Here is an 18887-nt window from a genome sequence, read left to right as displayed (position 1 = left end):
GGCTGTGTATCATTTTAAAATAGGAGATGACGAAATGGCATACCAAACGGATTTTCGTATTGAAAAGGATTTTCTTGGTGAGAAGGCTGTTCCAAAAGATGCATACTACGGCGTTCAAACGCTGCGGGCAATTGAAAACTTTCCAATTACAGGCTACCGGATCGATGAAGCGCTGATCCGGGCGATTTCCGTTGTTAAAAAAGCGGCAGCCCTGGCAAACTCCGATATTGGGCAGCTTGATGGAAAGATTGCACTTGCGATAGCAGCCGCCGCGGATGAAATCCTTGCTGGCAGCCTACATGAGGAATTCATCGTGGACCCTATCCAGGGAGGGGCGGGTACATCGATCAATATGAACGCCAATGAAGTGATTGCCAACCGCGCCCTTGAACTGCTGGGTGAAGAGAAAGGCAGCTATAAGATTATCAGCCCGAATACCCATGTCAATATGGCCCAATCGACGAATGACGCATTTCCTACCGCAATCCATCTTTCCACACTAAGCGGACTGGAAGGCCTTTTAAAAGAAATGGACGATTTATACGATGAATTCATGAATAAAGCGAAGGAATTCGACGGCGTCATTAAAATGGGCCGCACCCATTTGCAGGACGCGGTGCCTATCCGCCTTGGCCAGGAATTCGAAGCCTATGCCCGCGTGCTGAAACGGGATATTAAAAGGATTCAAACTACCCGTGAGCATCTTTACGAAGTGAATATGGGGGCCACTGCCGTTGGGACAGGCCTGAATGCTGACCCTGCCTATATTAAAAGAGCCGTAGCCTATTTGGCTGAGTTCACCGGTTTTCCGCTTAAAGGGTCCGAAAATCTTGTTGATGGCACCCAAAATACGGATTGCTATATCGAGGTCTCCGGCGCTTTAAAAATTTGTATGCTCAATATGTCGAAGGTTGCAAATGATTTGAGGATGATGGCTTCTGGCCCACGGTGCGGACTAGGGGAAATTAACCTTCCGCCGCGCCAGCCAGGTTCATCCATCATGCCGGGAAAAGTAAACCCTGTCATGGCGGAAGTCCTGAACCAATGTGCATTCCAGGTGGCTGGAAACGATCTGACCATCAGCATGGCATGCGAAGCCGGCCAAGTTGAGCTGAATGTCATGGAGCCGGTCGTTATTTTCAATCTTCTTCAATCCATTAAAATTATGAAAAATGTTTTAGGGGTCTTCCGTGAACATTGTTTAAAAGGCATTACCGCCAACAAGGAAAGAATGGAAGACTATGTGAATAATAGTGTCGGCGTCATCACGGCAATCAATCCGCATGTCGGCTATGAAGCTGCCGCATCGATTGCAAGGGAAGCAATATTATCGAACAGGCCTGTCAGGGATATCGTCCTCGAACGGAAGGCGCTCACTGAATCCGATTTGGACGTAATTCTAAACCCGTATGAAATGACGCACCCCGGAATTGCTGGCAAATCCCTTATGAAAGAAAAGGCCGATTCATCCAAAGAGCCGGTAATGGTGTAGGAAAAATGGAATTCGGCAGGGCCGGTGCGATGCATAAAGAGGCAACCGCATAATCATTCATGAGCTGTTTTAGTAGCTAAGAAAACAAGGCAGGGGCCGTCATTCGGTTCCTGCCTTCATTATTAAAGTTCCATGGACACTTCGGTTCCGTCCGCGAAAGGACTAGTGATTTATTCCTATCAAGTTTCAGGACGAATAGTAAGCGTCTTACACTTACTATTTTTTCAAAAAACAGATGGTGATTTTTCACTAGTCAAGAGACGCTTCCACACGATTTTCCATTCAAAACTGTCTTCATCAAAGCCATAAAAACACTTTCAACCGGATTCCCACCCCAAAACTGACCTCATCAACGGCATGAAACCTTTTCTAAATGGATTACCTCCTCAAAACTGTTTTCATCCTGGAAATCATTATTAATCGTCTAACCATTTTGATTTTTTGCATGGTGTACCAAAGTTTGGAAATAGTAAAAGTAGCCTTTTAATCAGTGAAAAAAACGGTATGGGCAAGGAAGTGCTAACGGATGGATTTTTATCAAATGGATGAAACCCTATCCACTTTAGAGTGGATTCTTCGGGCGGTTGTTGGATTTGTTTTTTTGGTGGTGGTTGCAAAAGTTCTTGGACAGAGGGCGATTTCGAAATTGAGGCTGCTTGATTTTGTGATTGCTTTGGTAATCGGGAATATTATTGCCCACCCGTTGTCGGACCATCACCTAAGTATGAAGGGGTCTCTTATTACCACAATCGTCCTTGTCTCTTTGTATAGCCTGGGGATTTTTTTACTTTTAAAATGGCCATGGTTCAGGCGATTGGTCAGTCATGCTCCTATCACACTCATCGAAAACGGCGGCATCCTTTATCCCGGGCTGAAACAAGCCAGGATCTCCCTCGATGTCCTGTTGGAGGAAATGCGTGAAAACAAGATCGAAGACGTAAAAAAAGTCGCGCTTGCTATTTGGGAAGCGGACGGGCGGATTTCTTTTTTCCTCGACCCGCAGCACGAACCGGTAACGCCGGCAACATTAAAAATAGGCACAGAGCCGTTCTTTTTGCCCGGGGTCATTGTTAAGGAAGGGAAACTCAATTTCGAAGAGCTGAAAAGAATCGGCAAGGATGAGGAATGGGTCCGATCCACCATGAAACGCAACTATCAGGCAGATGTCGCAGATATACTGCTCGCCACAGTCGACAGGAATGATCAAGTGTCAATTTTTTTATATAAATAGCAGGTGGGTTTTGGAGGATGGGAGGATAAATCCCGTCCTCCTTTTTGCATGGATCTGATAAATCACCTTTGGCAATATCAGGATACTACGGGAGCGTATTTTAAAAGTTAGCATTTCCGGGTAATGGTATGTTAGTTGGCGATTTGAAATTGCTCAAGGGAGGGACCTTTAAACAATGAAAATAGAGCCTTCAATGACTTTAGAAGATATATTCGGGCCGGAGCTTGTTTTCAATCCGCGCGTTTCATTCCAGGGCATGGGCTGGGTTCCGTCAGATGTTAACATGGATGATTTCCGAACGGGGGCGCTACTTCCAATTGCGGGGGACATGCCTCTCGTGTGCAATGGACGGACAGTGACAGATGAAACGCTTGGCCTTTTTGAAAAGGCGGGAATCACCCCCGCCTCAAACCTCCTCGTTTATGATTCGGAGGAAAGCTTCTATAGTCTGTTGGACAAGCTTAAAAGCAGCCCACTGAAAAAGGTGCTGAACCAGCCTGTCCCGGAAACCGAGGTGCCGGAGGAAAAGTACTGGATTGATAAAGATGTATTTTCCTATTTGAATAATAAAGCGAACCTCGGGGAATTCGTCCCTCATGAACATCGCCCGAAACGGATTGTTGTCACCCCTTCGGAAGCCGGGTCGGTTAAAGACGAGTGGGGTTTGCCATTTGTTATGAAAGCCGGGACGGACCTCCCGAACGGAGGCGGATTTGACGTCTTCTTTTGCCATACGGATGGGGATTTCGCCGAAGCGCTAGAAAACCTGGAAGACAGCGAGAGCATTGTAATTGAAGAGATTGTTGATATTAAGAAAAATTACTGCATCCAATTTGCCAAAATGCATGACGGAAAAATCATTTACCTTGGCGCTGGTGAACAAATCACGACTGATTCCGGCGAGTATAAAGGCAACTGGATTTCGAACGCCGAGGAGCCGCCTGATGAGGCAATCGCCCTTGGGAAATCCATCATGGAAAAGGCATGCGAACTTGGATACGAAGGGGTCGCCGGATTCGATATCCTTTTGTCTGAGGACGGGCGGGTGGTATGCATCGACCTGAATTTCCGGCTGAATGGTTCCACACCCGCACTCCTGCTGAAAGACAGCATTTTTGAAAGCTATAATACTCAGGATATGATGTATAAAACTTGGAAAATCGATTCCGAATGGGATGATTTCCATTCAGTCTGTAAAAACATGATTGAAACCGGAACGCTTATTCCGCTGGCAATCTATCATCCTGACGATGAAAGCAACCCGGGCATGAAGCCATTCATTAACGGCATATTGATCGGCGAATCGCGGGATGATATTTTGAAAAAAGAACAATATCTGGCCGAAAAAGGTTGGAACTAAGAAAAGCGGAAGCGCCCGTTTAGCGCCGTATGGACTGGAGGGCCCCGATGGAGATAAAGGAAACACGATGAGCGAAGGCGAATCGATGTTGACTTATCGTAGCGAGGGGACCGAAGTATACTAGGCGCTGGGCGCTGGAGCTGGACAAGGAAAAGCGCAAGCGCCCTTTTAGCACTCGACAGGACTGGCAAATTCTTTTTTAATAAGCATAACCGCCTCTCCACTGGAAGGCGGTTATGCTTTTTGAGTTTTACACTCTTTATGGAATTTGGCTTTCGAGTCCTATCATTCCATTATTCTGCAAATAGCGGATGACCTGCTTTGCGCATTCCTCCACCGACGCCGACGTGGTATCGATTTTGAGTTCCGGATCAAGCGGCGCCTCGTACGGGGAATCAATTCCTGTGAATTCACGGATTTCACCCCGGCGCGCTTTTTCGTAAAGCCCTTTTACATCCCTCTTTTCGCACACCTCAAGCGGGCAATCCGCGAAAACCTCGATGAATTCACCGGGCTCGAACAACTGCCTAACCCTGTCGCGGTCTTCACGGAACGGTGAAATGAATGCCGTCAGCACAACTTGGCCGCTGTCGACGAAAAGCCTTGAAACTTCGCCGATCCGCCGGATATTTTCGACCCGGTCCTCAATGCTGAATCCAAGTCCCTTGTTCAAGCCGTGGCGGACATTGTCCCCATCGAGGACATAGCTTCTGACCCCTATGCTGAAAAGCTGGCGGTCGACCTCGTTGGCAAGGGTTGATTTCCCTGAACCTGACAGTCCCGTGAACCAAAGGACAAAGCTTTTATGCCGATTCAAATTTTGGCGGTCCGCTTTTGTGATTGCAGCTGGGTGCCAAACTATATGCTCACTCATTTTTCGCTACCATCTCCTGAAGGGAGGCCTGTTGCATCCTCATGCCCTCTATCAATATAGCGGCCACTTCCGGGCGGCTGAATTCCGGCGGCGGCGCCTCACCTTTTTGAAGCATCGCCCTGACTTTTGTCCCGGAAAGTGCGATGTGGTGTTTTTTATCATGGGGGCATGTCTTTACCGACGCCATATTTCCGCATACTTCGCAGTAGAAGCTATTTTCGAAAAATAAGGTCTGGATGCCGATTTCGTCCTTCGTAAAATTGGCGAATATTTTTTGGGCATCGTACGTTCCATAATAGTTCCCTACGCCGGCATGGTCCCGCCCGACGATAAAATGGGTGCAGCCGTAGTTTTTCCGGATGATTGCATGGAATATCGCCTCCCGGGGGCCGGCATACCGCATGGCTGCTGGAAAAACCGATAACAGGACCCTGTCCTTCGGGTAATATTTTTCCAAAAGCGCCTTATAGCTTTTCATGCGGATATCACCGGGAACATCGTCCGCTTTTGTCTCGCCGACGAGCGGATGCAGGAAAAGGGAATCGACTTGTTCAAGGGCGCACTTTTGGATGTATTCATGGGCACGATGGACCGGATTCCGAGTTTGGAAGCCAACTATTGTCTTCCAGCCGCGCTGTTGGAACAGTTCCCTTGTTTCTTTCGGGCCGCGGTTCTGTTCCTGGTATTGATTTGCCGGCCTTTTTACCATGGTTATCGGGCCGCCAAGGTAAACTTCCCCCCGGTCGAAAAGCTTTTTTACCCCCGGGTGGCCAATATCTTCGGTCCTATATACAAGCCTCGCTTCCTTCCTTTTATCAGGGACGTATTTGTCGGTGACTTCCATGATGCCATAAATGGTCCCTTCCCGTTCCAGGTTGATCGTATCGCCAGGCTTAATCCGCTGTGCTTCCTTCACCGATATGGGAAGCGCGATTGGAATGCTCCAGACCAGCCCGTTCCCAAGACGCATCTTTTCAACGACGGAAAGGTAGTCGCCCTTTTCCATATAACCCTCCAGCGGGCTATACGCCCCAATCGCAATCAACTCAAGGTCGCTGAGGGCCATCGCATCCAGTTCGACTGACATGTTCTTTTCATCCACCCAATATTCGTCATTTACTTTATTGACCAGGACTCCCCCGTGAGGTTCGACCATGTAAATTTCCTCCTTACACTTTCAAGTGGTCTGTTCATCTCCTGAAAAAACCCGGTCGCCCGGGCAGAGGACAGGCCATTTTCAGCCGTTCCCTCCCGTTTGATGAAGGCCGCATTCCGTCTTGCCTGTATTTGCCCATCTCCCCGCCCGCAAATCATTCCCCTCTATTACCGGCTGGGTGCACGGCTGGCAGCCGATACTCGGATAAAGCCTGTCGTGGAGCGGATTATAGGGAAGGCTGTTGAGGGTGATATAATTCCAGATATCTTCCCATTTCCAATGGATGAGAGGGCAGATTTTTATGTTTTTAAACCGGTCATCCTTGTTGATGTACTGGACATGCTTCCTCGTTTCGGACTGCTCCCTCCTCAGTCCGGAAATCCAGGCTTTCACGTTTCCAAGCTCACGCGAAAGCGGCTCGATCTTCCTGACTTTGCAGCAAAGGTTTGGGTCGCATTTCCATAATTCCTTCCCATAGAGAGCTTCCTGCTCAGGGAGGGTTAAGTCCGGTTTGACCATATTTATCTTGAACCGAGGGTATTTTCCCTTGATTTTCTCGATTAGTTCGTATGTCTCGTCAAAGTGAAGGCCGGTATCCAGGAACAGGACCGACGCTTCCTTGTTTACTTTTGAAATCAGATCGAGCATAACAATGCCCTCCGCGCCAAAGCTGCAGGCATAGACAATTTCCCCGCCGTATTCCCTGTACGCCCACTTCAGCACTTCGATTGTATCGGAAAGTCCTTCGAGCACGAATCCAGCCTTATCTTCCTCCCATGTTTCATAGGTGAGCACATTCCCCATTTCCTTCCCCTCGCATTCCTTTTTGGAACAGGTCCATTTCAGCCAACAACCCTTCCAACTGTTAAACCAGGTTAAAACCTATGTACAAAATATTCATTTTTCTTCCCAAAAGTTCGGAGGGTAAAAGCCTATTTCCGGAAGGGTATGCGCCTATTTTTTCCAAGTCTTAAGGGACAGTAAGTCTAAATACCATCAGGGAAAAGTCGCCGCTGATGGAAGTTTCACTAAAGGCCAGCTGCAAAAAGGGCGGGATAAGTCACGCTTTCGTGTCTTGGGCATATACTTTTGGCAGAGTGACTAGGCATTAACGAACAGGAGCGCAAAACATGAAAGCAACCATTTACCAGGGCCATTGCCCCCGGCTGCCGCGCGCGGATGTGAATATCGTCATTGATGTTGTAAGGGCGTTCACGGTCGCCCATTACGCGTTCCTCCGCGGGGCCAGGGAAATCATCCTCGCTGAAACCGAAGGCCAGGCCTTTCTTTTAAAAGAAAAAAATCCGGACTATTTGCTTGCCGGCGAAATCCGGGGGCTTCCAATCCCAGGGTTTGACTTCGATAATTCCCCCGCAAAAATGGCCGCCGCCGATGTTCGGGGAAGGACGCTTGTGCAAAAGACGACGAACGGGGTCAAAGCCGCGCTGAATGCTCTTGATGCCGATGGGGTGTTTGTGACCGGCTTTTCAAACGCCAGGGCAACAGCTGAGTGTGTCCTTGAACTGTGGCCCCCTGGTTCAACCGTCAATATTATCGCTTCCCATCCCGATGGGGACGATGACCTTGCTTGCGCCGAATATATAAAAGGAATTCTTCAAGGCCAAGATTTCATTTCCGGGGAAGCTGTCGCCGGAAGAATCAGGCGTTCAGGGCCGGCGAGGAAGTTTTTTGATACGCTGCAGCCGGAATTCCAGGCTGAGGACATTGATTATTGTACGAGGGAACTAACTGGCGGGTTTGTGATGCATGTGGATTGCAAGGGGGAACTCCCAACGATTGTGAGGGTGGATTACGATGAATTATATAGGATTGAACCTGCCGGAAAGAGAAGCGAAGCCGAGGTTTAATGGGGTAACCGTCCTAATCGACAACGGCGTGCCTGAAGGACTTTTTACTGATACGATTAAAAGCGCCTCTCCCTATGTGGACTTTGTAAAATTCGGGTGGGGCACATCGATTGTTTCGCCTGGCCTTCAAAGCAAAATTTCGGTATTGCAGGATAATGGCGTCAGCTTTTTTTTCGGTGGGACGCTTTTTGAAAAATTCCTCAGCCAAAACAAATTGGACGATTACTACGATTATTGCAAACGATTCGGCTGTAACCACATCGAAATCTCAAACGGGACTTTGCCAATACCGAACAAGGAAAAGGCGAGGCATATCACCAATTTTTCGAAAGAGTTCACCGTCTTCAGTGAAGTTGGTAATAAGGACAGCAGTGTAACCGCCTCCCCTTCAGAATGGCTTGAGTCCATAGAGGAGGACCTTGAGGCTGGCGCGGCCAAAGTCATCACGGAAGCGAGGGAAAGCGGAACAAGCGGCATCTGCCAGCCAAACGGGGAAATGCGCTTCGACATCGTCAATGACATCCTTGCTTCCGGCATTCCCCTTGACCGGATTTTGTTTGAAGCGCCGACGAAAAAAATGCAAACAGAATTCATCAGGCTTGCCGGCCCGAATGCAAATTTGGCGAACATCCCGTTCAGCGACGCGATCGCCCTTGAAACGCTCCGGCTCGGCTTGCGTTCCGATACATTTTTCCTTTTCGAGGAGGCTGTAAAATGAGGGATACAAACAAAGTGTTCCACCTTGCGATTCCGTGCAAGGACCTTGACGAGACAGTGGATTTTTATGAAAAACTCGGCTGCAGGCTTGCGCGCCGGTACCATGACAGGGTTACCTTCGACTTTTTCGGCGACCAGGTCGTCTGCCACTTGAATCCGGATAAAATCGACCCCGCTCCGAAAATGTACCCGCGGCACTTTGGGGTCACATTCCTTAATAGGGAGGAATTCGACCAGGCGCTCGAACATGCGACAACGAACGAATTGCCGTTTTTCCAGGAGCTGATGGTCCGGTTCGCAGGCAAAATAGAAGAGCATGTTACGTTCTTTTTGATCGACCCGGCGAACAACCTGCTCGAATTCAAATATTATCATGATGAGGGAATGGTTTATTAATCATGTTTGCGGTTTGATTTTTGGTTTATGAACCGAATCCTGAATATATGAACCGGAATCTCAGTTTTATGAACCTCTTCCCAGATTTATGAACCGGGATCGAAATTTTATGAACCCTATTTTGTTTTTATGAACCCGAATCAAGGATTTAGGAATTTGTTCCCGAGTTTAATAAAATGAACTGAACCGAAACGATAGGAAGTCCGCTATCCCTTTTATTGAGGAAGCGGACTTTTTCTTTATTACCCCGATTTTAAACGCCGAATAAAACGATGCCCGCAAAAGAACTCTATAAAGAAGACATTTGAAAGAAGGACCAGCATGAAAAAGGATAAAAAAGATTTCGCGAACAAAACATTGCTCATCTGGAAAATGGCGATTGCCTCCGCGATTTCCTGGGAACTGGCTAAATTGGCTGGCTCAAACCACCCATATCTCGCTCCGCTTTCAGTTATTTTGTGCTTGCAGACAACCATCTACAAATCAATCAGGTTCTCGTTTCACCGGATTGCGGGAACTGTGGTTGGTGTGCTGATGGTTTCTTGGTTTGTCAGCCACCTTCCCATGAATGGCTGGTCGCTCGGCCTGTTGATGCTTGCCGGGACGTTAGCGGCCAAGTGGCTTAAGATGGACGAAACCGCTATCCACCAGGTGGCGCTCACAATCCTTCTGCTTTTCACCTTTGAGCGAAAGTCCGGCGATTATGGGTTTGACCGTGTCGTGGACACCATCATTGGCGCGGCTGTCGCTGTTATTGTTCACATGATTCTATTTCCTCCTGATTTTACAAAAGACGCTGAGATAGCAATCAAAAAGACCAGCCACAAGTTGTCAGTACTCTTGGGGGAAATGGCCAATTGGGTCGATGATGAATGGGGGGCCAATAAGCGGACGGAAATGGAGAACCGGCGTAAGGATTTGCTAGACGACCTCCATACGGTTAAGGACTCTCTTAACATTGCTTCAAGAAGCCTAAAATTCAACCCTCTAGGAAAAAAACATAAAGAAGCTCTTTCGAGTCATAAAACACGGCTCAAGTTGCTCGAAAATGGATTTGAATATGCCTCCGCCGTGATCGGCACCCTTTCTGAATGGGAAAAAACAGGAACTCTTTCGCCCATTGACCAAACTATGCTTAAAACTGATTTGCAGGTTTTAAAAGATTTTTTTAAGGATGCCGGCTCTTCGGACATCAATCAGGAAAGGCGCGAAGCCTTGATTGACCTCCTCCAATCAACTCTAGCCGTTCCGCACGGCCAAAACAGTGAAGTGTACAGAAACGCCTTTTATCTAGATACCCGAAGACTGCTACAACGGTTGAAGTGATATCCCTCGCCCGCCCGGCCTGGGATATTTTTTTGCGCGGAGGAATATCCATATAGAGATGAAAATTGGAGGAAAGCAGGAGAAACAGTGGATACGATGAATCAACTGCTCGAAATGATTTCCCTCTCACCGAATATGCCGATGGTACTTGCGACCATTATTCATGTTGATGGCTCCGCCTACAGAAAGGAAGGGGCGTCGATGCTGATTTTTCCGGACAAATCTAAGCTCGGGCTCCTGTCGGCTGGCTGCCTTGAAGCGGATGTAATAGAGCGGGCATCCGAATTTTTCGAATTCGGGGAACGATGCGTCCTCCATTTTGATATGGCAAATGAGGATGACTTAGCGTGGGGACGAGGAGCGGGCTGCAATGGAAGATTGACCATCCTGTTGGAGCCTGTCTGCGATTCGCTGCTTTCGGGTCTGCTCTTCACAAAAAAATACCTTGATACAAGAAAAGCAGTCACAAGAGTCATCCGGTTCACTCACGATATGAAGGTTTCCGATGAACGTTTTTTTCTCGCCGATGAATCAGGAATATGCTTGGAAGCGGCAACATTTTGGCGCCTGCCAACAGGGCTTCATCCCGACTTTAAAACTGGCGGATTCGTGTTTGTCCATCATCTGCAGCCGAAGCCCCGACTTTTTGTGTTTGGTGGGGGTGATGATGCCATCCCGGTTGCTTCCCTAGCCTCCAAAACTGGCTTTGATGTCACCGTAATCGATTGGCGGCCGGCTTTTGGAAGGATTGAGAGGTTCCCGGAGGCAACCAAGCTCCTAATAGAGCCTCTTGAAAAAGCGTTCACTGACCTCTCGTTTTCTCCCGAGGATTTGGCGGTCGTCATGACACATCAATTTGAGAAGGACGAAAAAATTTTGGCCAGATTGCTAGAATCCGGTCCGTTATTTTACCTGGGAGTTCTCGGGCCCAGGGAGCGAACTGAACGGCTGCTTCGGGGTACGCCATTTCCTGATTATCTTCATTCTCCAGTTGGCTTGGCGATTGGCGCGCGCGGGCCACAAGAAATAGCCGTAAGCATCGTTTCCGAAATGATTATGGAAATACGCAAAACTAAGGAGACCGACTGTTGAAAATAGATGGGGTTTACCTGGCAGCCGGTTGTAGCAGGCGGATGGGAACGGATAAACGGATGCTGCCGCTTGGAGGGCTGCCGCTAGGAAGCATTGCCCTTAAACAGGCCCTCCTCTCAAGACTGGATTTTGTTTTTGTCGTAACGAGGCAAGGAGACCGGCTGGATTGGCTGCCTGATTGGTTTGTTGGAACCCGGGAACATAAGAGATACGTCCAGGTGGAATGCGACGCTCGTAAAGGGCAGGGATCCTCTTTAAGCAGCGGAATCAAAAAGGCTGCCGAGTCAGGAGCGGATGCAGTGATGGTCCTCCTTGCAGACCAGCCTTTTGTTACGTTTAAAATAATTGATACGTTAATAGACTCTTTTATGGCTGCTCCCAGCCCTTTTGTCGGAGCTTTGGGACCCGGGGGCAATCCGATGCCGCCAATCTTGTTTTCAAGTGAGTGTTTTTCCTTATTTGAAAATCTCGAGGGTGACCGCGGCATTCGCGACTTGATCAGAGGTGAGTTAAAGGCCTTCGGGCGGGCAATCGAATTCAAATGTCCAAGGCTTTTTATTGATCTTGACACGATGGAGGAATATAAAGCAATAGTGCGGCAGTTGGAAAGTTGATGTGTTTTGACTATCAATAATACCTCCTATTCAGAAAAGTGTTTCTTTCGTTTAGGTACCAGAACTGAACAGGCAATTTGAATCGAGGTGGTTTGGTTGGAGTATATCGGGAAAAGTGTGATCCGAAAGGAAGCGTTTGATAAAGTGACAGGCAGGGCGAAGTACACGAACGATTTCCAGGAAACAGGAACCCTTCATGCCAGGATGCTGGTAAGCCCCTACGCCCATGCCGAAATCGCCAGCATGGACTTTTCCGATGCCTGGAAAGTGCCTGGGGTGAAAGCGATTCTCGGAAATGAGCATTTCCCGCTCGTCGGCGAGGAAATCAAGGACAGGTCGCCAATCGCCTACAAGAGGGTCCGGTATCACGGCGAGCCTGTCGCGGTTGTTGTCGCGGAAACACCGGTGATCGCAAAGCAGGCGGTTGACCTGATCAAGGTATCCTACAAGCCTCTTCCTGTCGTGAATTCACCAAGGCAGGCTTTTCAAAAAGATGCCGTCCTTGTCCATGAGCAGCTGGGCGATTATGAAAAACCGCCAGGGGTGTATCCGATTCCCGGCACAAATGTTGCCACACTGGATAAAATCAGGAAAGGCGATATCGAAAAAGGATTCCGTGAAAGCGAGGTAGTCGTGGAATTCCAAATCGATTTCAATCCCTCTGACCATGTTGCGATGGAAACAAGGGCCTCGATTGCCGAAATTATGCCGGATGGCTATATAAAAATTACGACATCGTCCCAGGCTCCCTTCGCTATCAAAAAATTATTTAATTGGTATTTTGGCATCGAGCCTGGCAGGGTCATCGTCCATACCCCCCTCGTCGGTGGGGCATATGGAGGCAAGGCGGCCATCCAGCTTGAAATCATAGCTTATCTCGCCTCAAAAGCGGTGGGCGGCCGGCCGGTCAAGCTCTTTAATTCCCGGGAGGAGGACATGATTACCTCCCCCTGCCATATCGGGCTCGACGCAACTGTAAAACTTGGCGCGACACGAGATGGAATCCTGAAAGCAACAGAAATTATCTTCCTGTGGGACGGAGGGGCCTACTCCGATAAATCAGTCGACATCAGCCGTGCCGGGGCGGTTGACTGTACCGGCCCATATGACATTGAGCATATTTACTGCGACTCGTATTGCATGTATACAAATCATCCGTATGCCAGCGCATTCAGGGGCTACAGCCATTCTGAAGTCCATTTTGCCTTTGAGCGGACGATGGATGTACTTGCCAAAAAGCTTTCGATGGACCCGCTTGAACTCCGGCGGAAAAATTCGATCATGCCAGGCGATATGACCCCGACCCAGGTCGTCCTGAACCGAAGCACTGTCGGCGACCTCCCAAAATGCATCGACAGGCTGAAGGAACTAATGAATTGGGAAGGGGAGCCGCAAATCCAGAAAGTAGGACGGTTAATCCGGGCAAAAGGCGTCTGCTGTATTTGGAAGACCTCGACTTTTGATACAGATGCAACTTCCGGAGCCATCCTTACCTTCAATCCCGACGGCAGTATCAACATTATGTCTGGGGTTGTCGAAATCGGCACGGGCACAAAAACGGTGCTGGCGCAAATTTTGGCGGAGCGGATGAAGATGGATATTCGACGGATTCATGTAAAAATGCTGATCGATACTCAGACAACGCCAGAGCATTGGAAGACAGTCGGAAGCCGGGGCACGCTGATGGGCGGAAGGGCGGTTCTCGCGGCCGCCGAGGACGCCATTCGGCAGCTGAAGGAACGTGCTTCCTGTGTATTGCATGTAGACACCGATGACCTTGAGGTGGCATACGAAAAAGTTTTTTACATCGACGATCCAACCGTAAGCATTGATGTAAAAGATATCGCCTACGGATACAAATTCCCGAACGGCGAGACGATTGGCGGACAGATCCTGGCCACCGGGAATTATACACAAAACCGGATTACGAGGCTTGACCCCCAGACTGGAAAAAGTCGGCCCGGCCCTGAATGGACAGTAGGGGCAGAGGGAATTGAACTCGAGCTCGACACAAGGGATTATACGTATCGCATACTTAAAGCGTATGCAGTCATCGATATCGGGAGGGTCCTGAACTATAAAGCCGCTCTTGGGCAGGTAATGGGTGCAATGAGCATGGGAATCGCATTTGGGGGACGAGAAACATTTGTGTTCGATGAAAATGGAAGGGTCCTAAATCCGCAGCTTAGGACTTACAGGCCGCTCCACTATGGGGAACAGCCCGAATACATCGTCGACTTTGTAGAAACTCCCCATCTGGCCGGGCCGTATGGATCAAGAGGCGTTGGCGAGCATGGGTTGATTGGGATGCCCGCCGCCATTGGAAATTGCCTGTCGGCCGCGCTTGGCGTCCAGTTGAACCACCTTCCCCTTATTCCGGAGCAGTTATGGCGGGCTTCAAGGGGGATGAAAAATGCTACCGTTTAACTTTCGGTATTTCAAACCAACAGGGGCACATGATGCCGTCCGGCTTTTTCAGGCAGCAAAAAACCAGAAACAAACCCCCTTTTATTTTTCAGGGGGAACCGAACTGATTACCCTTGGACGGATTGGCCTAGATTACGCGGATGATGTAATTGACCTTAAAGGGCTGCCTGGCTATGGGGAGGTTTCTTTGCATGAACAATATTTGGTGATTGGGGGCGGCGTGACGCTAACATCCATCGTGGAGGACAATTCCTTCCCCCTTCTCGGCAAAACGGTGAGTGAAATCGCCGATCGGACCGCCCGCAACAAAATCACACTTGGCGGGAATATATGCGGGAAAATTTTTTACCGGGAAGCGGTGCTGCCATTGCTGCTCACAGACGCCCTGGTCGGGATAATGGGACCCGGAGGACTGGCCTACAAACCAATAAACGATATTTTCAATCAAACAATCAAATTGCAGGATGGGGAATTTGTGTTCACAATTTTAATAGAAAAAGAGTATTTGAGCTTGCCCTATTTTACACAAAAAAGGCGTAAGCAGTGGAAAACCGGCTATCCGCTCGTAACACTCGCCGCTATTAAAAAAGGTGAAGAAATCAGGATGGCGTTCAGCGGGGTTTCTCCCTTTCCGTTCCGCTCCGCACCTATAGAAAAGGCCGTGAATGATACAGAAATTACTCCGGAAGAAAGGGCGGACCAGGCTTTGGGCAGCCTCCCTTCCCCCATTCTCGATGATGTCGAAGGCTCGAAGGAGTATCGACTCTACGTGTTAAAAAATATGATTGCGGATGCCATCCGTGAGCTGGAGGGTGAAAAAATTGGCCAATGATCCGAGGATGACCGTACGGCTGTCCATCAATTCCGCTGCAGAAATTGTTACGGTCCGGCCAGCCGATACATTGCTTTATATTATCCGTGGGAGGCTCGGGCTGACAGGGTCAAAGCCCGGCTGCCTGAATGGGGACTGCGGGGCTTGCACCGTCCTAGTTGACGGCATCCCTCAAAAATCATGCCTCATGCTTGCCATAGAAGGTGAGGGTAAGGATATCACGACGGTTGAGGGCTTGAAGGATACGCCCATCCAACGTGCATTCGTCGAGAACTTCGCCTTCCAATGCGGCTATTGTACGTCAGGGTTCATTATGAATTGCCATGCACTTTCCCAGAAGGAAACCGCTGATGAAAAAGTGTTGGAGGATTGGCTTGAGTCCAATATTTGCCGCTGCACCGGGTATAAGGAAATCAGGGAAGCCGTGCTTGCGGCTATGGAAGAGACGAAGGATAAATAAAGGGTTTCGTAGTTGGATTTTCAATTCAAGCGGCCAGGAGTTTCCACTCATGGCTTTTTTTATTTATGCTGAGGCCCCGTGGTCCCTTACTTCACAATATCAGATGGTCATTTTATAATATAGGTAACACAATTATGGAGGATGGACGAATGACCATTGAGATAAATTACGAAGAAACGGCGGATGAACAAGTACATATGTTTTTTTCACCCGTTGTGGAAGGGATGATTCTCCTTTGTGCAATGTTATTAAAAAACAAAAAGGATTTTCATTATATAGATTACCAATCAGTTGAAAAGGCGCTTCCTGAACCATCAAGGGTTTTTATCGAAAAATGGCGCCGTTATTCTACTAATGATCTGTTGGGCTGCCTCGAACTACTGTTAAAAGTACCGCAGTTTCAAAATGAAAAGGATTTTTGCACCGGCATTTCAGCCTTATCCGATATTGATTTTGTCCAGAGCTTTTTAGGAGGAGAAATCCCAAGCGATTTAACAGAAAGGCTCCTTGCTTCACCAGATGACATTGAATCCATGGAAGAGCGTTATGAGTGGAGCACTCCCGAGAAACGGCAATTCATTAAAAAGTTTTTGCTCGAGCTCCAATCATTCCGGTTAGGATTTTTGGAGACATTCCTCCACATCGTTCATGGCGATTTTTTTCAAAAATTGATTAGGGCAAAACAAGAAGCCATTGATCACTCATTAATCGAACTGAAAAAATTAAACATGAAACCTCTCGCACTTTCACAATATGTAATGGGAAAAACATTCAGGCGCACAAGTGATTATAAGCTCTATTATTTTTTCCCAAGCTATAGTTTTTCCCCATCTAAAATGCGTGTCTTTAATCATGCGGTTTGTATTGTGATTTTTGGCTACGCCCAACCATTGAATGACGACAGGGAAAAAAGCAAGGAATTGTCTAAAACACTTAAAGTTCTTTCGGATCCAAACAGACTTCTGATTTTAAGGATGTTATGCGTAAAAAAGGAATATGGCGCGAGATTGGCGGAGTATGTCGGGGTCACCACGGCGACTGTTTCCCATCATCTGGACTTGCTCAAAAAGGCGAATCTGATCAAAGAAGAAAAAATTGGGGCTATTAAATATTTTTCCGCAGACCCGATTCAGTTGGAAAAGTTTAAATCAGTATTGCAGGAATTTACTACTATTAAAACTTGATTAATAGAACGACAAAAAATGTCGTTCTTTTTTTATTGCAAATATTTAGAATTATAATACAATCATATTATAAGACAATCATCTAATATAGAGGTGAAGAAATGAATCCTTCAATTATCAACGTTAAAAATGTTAAGCGGACGTATGTGGCAGAGCAGGGACTTTTCAAAAAGAAAAAGAAAACCATCGAAGCATTAAAAGGGATTTCATTCGAAGTGAATAAAGGAGAGGTCTTTGGTTTGCTAGGGCCGAATGGGGCCGGGAAAACGACGATGATTAAAATTTTGACGACCATGCTCATTCCAACGGAGGGCCAAGCCACAATCCTTGGTTTGGATGCTGAAACTGAAAATCACAAATTGAGGCCCCAAATCAATTTCATTCTCGGCGGTGAGCGGAATTTATACTGGCGCTTATCAGCCTATGATAATCTCACCTACTTTGCGGACTTGTATAAAATCCCAAGGAGCATCCAGAAGGAACGAATCCCTGAATTGCTGCAACTTGTGGGGCTTGAGAATGCGGCCACCCAGCGTGTTGAAACTTTCTCAAAAGGGATGAAGCAGCGGCTGCAAATCGCTCGCGGGTTGATTAATGACCCAAAAATCCTTTTTTTAGACGAGCCTTCCATCGGCCTTGACCCAATCAGCGCCAGAAACCTGCGGCAAGTCATCCGTCAGCTAAACGAAAAAGGAACGACTATTGTGCTGACAACCCATTACATGCAAGAGGCGGATGAGCTTTGTGACCGCATTGCATTTATTAATCAAGGCGAACTTATCGCAATAGATACACCCGATAATTTGAAGAAGATGGTTGGCCAGCTATCGGTCGTCCAATTTGATTGTATGAATGGACTGAAAGCAAAATCTTTGCTAAGCAAAAATGCCAGCTTGCAACATATTGAAGAAACCACAAATGACTACTATTCCACTGTCCGTGTCCAAACCAGCGAACCGCAAAAAGTCATTTCCCTTCTTTATAGCGGGTTGGGTGAAAGCGGAATTCAAAACATTTCAATTACGGAACCTTCCCTGGAAGATGTTTATTTGCATTTGATCGGAGGATTAAAGGATGAACAGCATTCTTCACCCATTATGGCAAACAGCTAATCTGCAAATGAAGCTTTCGATCGCACGTCCGATGTTTCAATTCATCATCTGGATTTCCCCCCTTTTTTACGCGACACTAAGCTACTTTATATACGGGAACGTCCCAAATGAGACACTCGTGCACTATGTATTGCTCGGTTCCGGTTTTATGGCCCTGTGGTCCTCAATTGTCTACTCTTCCGCGAGCGATATTAACCGGGAACGGTTTTACGGAACATTGGAAAACATTTTCGTTGCCCCTACCCCCTTTTCAATTATCCTCCTTGGTAAAATTGTCGGGAACACCATCTGGGGAATTATCGCTATGGGCTTGTCGGTGCTCTATTTAGTTGTGTTTTTCCGTGTCAAGGTTGAGATCGCCCATCCCCTCCTGTTTTTGTTGGCACTCTTGCTTGTGGTATTTGCGTTGATTATCTTTTCATTCTTTTTGGCGCTGTTTTTCACGTTATCCCGCCAGGCGGAAGCATTAATGAATTTCCTTGAATACCCGATTTATTTTGTTTGCGGATTTTTATTCCCGATTTCCATTTTGCCGGATTGGATTCAGCCGCTTTCATATTTACTGCCCCCAACATGGGCGATTGCATTGTTGCGGGAGACCCTTGCCGCCACTGGCACTGATGCCATTCTTCAGACAATGGGCATTTTACTAGTCTTGTCTCTTGTGTATGGATTGATTGCGTGGTTCTGCTATAAAGCTGTCGAGCGAAAAGCCCGTATTGACGGAAAGTTGGGGGTGTATTAAT

Annotated in this window: 18 protein-coding genes; 15 read left to right on the top strand and 3 right to left on the bottom strand. The window is 47.7% G+C overall.

All coding sequences use genetic code 11. The features are described 5' to 3' along the window. Nucleotides 1-34: 34 nt before the first annotated feature. From aspA to DRW41_RS07815, 3 genes are all read left to right on the top strand, one after another. A complete protein-coding gene (gene aspA / locus DRW41_RS07825; RefSeq protein ID WP_115451401.1) occupies nucleotides 35-1492 on the top strand; it encodes an aspartate ammonia-lyase in 1458 nt (485 codons plus the stop codon). 526 nt (nucleotides 1493-2018) lie between these two features. Next, entirely contained in the window at nucleotides 2019-2723 is a 705-nt protein-coding gene (locus tag DRW41_RS07820) for a DUF421 domain-containing protein (RefSeq protein ID WP_115451400.1), read from the top strand. Nucleotides 2724-2916: 193 nt separating this feature from the next. Then, on the top strand, nucleotides 2917-4083 hold the full coding sequence (locus DRW41_RS07815; RefSeq protein WP_181884461.1) for an ATP-grasp domain-containing protein: 1167 nt from the start codon (nucleotides 2917-2919) through the stop codon (nucleotides 4081-4083). A 259-nt stretch (nucleotides 4084-4342) separates the two neighbouring features. Here the strand turns inward: DRW41_RS07815 and cysC are convergent, their stop codons facing one another. The 3 genes from cysC to DRW41_RS07800 all read right to left on the bottom strand — a co-directional run bounded on the left by cysC (nucleotide 4343) and on the right by DRW41_RS07800 (nucleotide 6917). After that, complete coding sequence (gene cysC / locus DRW41_RS07810; RefSeq protein ID WP_115451398.1) at nucleotides 4343-4957, bottom strand: adenylyl-sulfate kinase; 615 nt, start codon at nucleotides 4955-4957, stop codon at nucleotides 4343-4345. Continuing rightward, the gene (gene sat, locus DRW41_RS07805) at nucleotides 4950-6113 is read right to left on the bottom strand and encodes a sulfate adenylyltransferase (protein WP_115451397.1); all 1164 of its coding nucleotides are present in this window, start codon (nucleotides 6111-6113) and stop codon (nucleotides 4950-4952) included. Before sat ends, cysC begins: the two co-directional genes overlap by 8 nt. Nucleotides 6114-6194: 81 nt before the next feature. Beyond that, nucleotides 6195-6917 carry a phosphoadenylyl-sulfate reductase gene (locus DRW41_RS07800; protein WP_115451396.1) on the bottom strand — a complete coding sequence of 241 codons (723 nt, stop codon included), beginning with the start codon at nucleotides 6915-6917 and terminating at the stop codon, nucleotides 6195-6197. 326 nt (nucleotides 6918-7243) lie between these two features. Between DRW41_RS07800 and DRW41_RS07795 the strand changes: the two genes are divergently transcribed. The 12 genes from DRW41_RS07795 to DRW41_RS07740 all read left to right on the top strand — a co-directional run bounded on the left by DRW41_RS07795 (nucleotide 7244) and on the right by DRW41_RS07740 (nucleotide 18886). Continuing rightward, complete coding sequence (locus tag DRW41_RS07795; RefSeq protein ID WP_115451395.1) at nucleotides 7244-7981, top strand: 2-phosphosulfolactate phosphatase; 738 nt, start codon at nucleotides 7244-7246, stop codon at nucleotides 7979-7981. Then, nucleotides 7929-8699: a phosphosulfolactate synthase gene (locus DRW41_RS07790; protein ID WP_115451394.1), complete on the top strand. Its 771-nt coding sequence runs from the start codon at nucleotides 7929-7931 to the stop codon at nucleotides 8697-8699. The genes DRW41_RS07795 and DRW41_RS07790 overlap by 53 nt, the downstream gene beginning before the upstream one ends. Beyond that, nucleotides 8696-9094: a VOC family protein gene (locus DRW41_RS07785; RefSeq protein ID WP_115451393.1), complete on the top strand. Its 399-nt coding sequence runs from the start codon at nucleotides 8696-8698 to the stop codon at nucleotides 9092-9094. Before DRW41_RS07790 ends, DRW41_RS07785 begins: the two co-directional genes overlap by 4 nt. Nucleotides 9095-9415: 321 nt before the next feature. Beyond that, the gene (locus DRW41_RS07780; protein WP_115451392.1) at nucleotides 9416-10420 is read left to right on the top strand and encodes an FUSC family protein; all 1005 of its coding nucleotides are present in this window, start codon (nucleotides 9416-9418) and stop codon (nucleotides 10418-10420) included. 96 nt (nucleotides 10421-10516) lie between these two features. Then, nucleotides 10517-11512, top strand: a complete 996-nt coding sequence (locus DRW41_RS07775) for an XdhC family protein (RefSeq protein WP_245959390.1) — start codon at nucleotides 10517-10519, stop codon at nucleotides 11510-11512. After that, nucleotides 11509-12126 carry a nucleotidyltransferase family protein gene (locus DRW41_RS07770; protein WP_115451390.1) on the top strand — a complete coding sequence of 206 codons (618 nt, stop codon included), beginning with the start codon at nucleotides 11509-11511 and terminating at the stop codon, nucleotides 12124-12126. The genes DRW41_RS07775 and DRW41_RS07770 overlap by 4 nt, the downstream gene beginning before the upstream one ends. Before the next feature lie 96 nt (nucleotides 12127-12222). Next, on the top strand, nucleotides 12223-14553 hold the full coding sequence (locus tag DRW41_RS07765) for a xanthine dehydrogenase family protein molybdopterin-binding subunit (protein WP_115451389.1): 2331 nt from the start codon (nucleotides 12223-12225) through the stop codon (nucleotides 14551-14553). Next, nucleotides 14540-15385 (top strand): FAD binding domain-containing protein, encoded by an 846-nt coding sequence (locus tag DRW41_RS07760; protein WP_115451388.1) that lies wholly within the window; start codon nucleotides 14540-14542, stop codon nucleotides 15383-15385. Before DRW41_RS07765 ends, DRW41_RS07760 begins: the two co-directional genes overlap by 14 nt. 7 nt (nucleotides 15386-15392) lie before the next feature. Then, entirely contained in the window at nucleotides 15393-15845 is a 453-nt protein-coding gene (locus DRW41_RS07755) for a (2Fe-2S)-binding protein (protein WP_115451645.1), read from the top strand. Between the two features lie 149 nt (nucleotides 15846-15994). Next, nucleotides 15995-17029 carry an ArsR/SmtB family transcription factor gene (locus DRW41_RS07750; protein WP_181884460.1) on the top strand — a complete coding sequence of 345 codons (1035 nt, stop codon included), beginning with the start codon at nucleotides 15995-15997 and terminating at the stop codon, nucleotides 17027-17029. Between the two features lie 101 nt (nucleotides 17030-17130). Beyond that, the gene (locus DRW41_RS07745) at nucleotides 17131-18141 is read left to right on the top strand and encodes an ABC transporter ATP-binding protein (protein ID WP_115451386.1); all 1011 of its coding nucleotides are present in this window, start codon (nucleotides 17131-17133) and stop codon (nucleotides 18139-18141) included. Then, nucleotides 18104-18886, top strand: coding sequence for an ABC transporter permease (locus tag DRW41_RS07740; RefSeq protein ID WP_115451385.1), 783 nt, complete (start codon nucleotides 18104-18106; stop codon nucleotides 18884-18886). The genes DRW41_RS07745 and DRW41_RS07740 overlap by 38 nt, the downstream gene beginning before the upstream one ends. Nucleotide 18887: the final 1 nt, after the last annotated feature.

Origin of the sequence: Neobacillus piezotolerans, assembly GCF_003362805.1 — a bacterium.
GTDB lineage: Bacteria > Bacillota > Bacilli > Bacillales > Cytobacillaceae > Bacillus_D > Bacillus_D piezotolerans.
The sequence above is the reverse complement of the archived record's forward strand: the minus strand, read 5'-3'. Positions and strand labels throughout refer to the sequence as shown.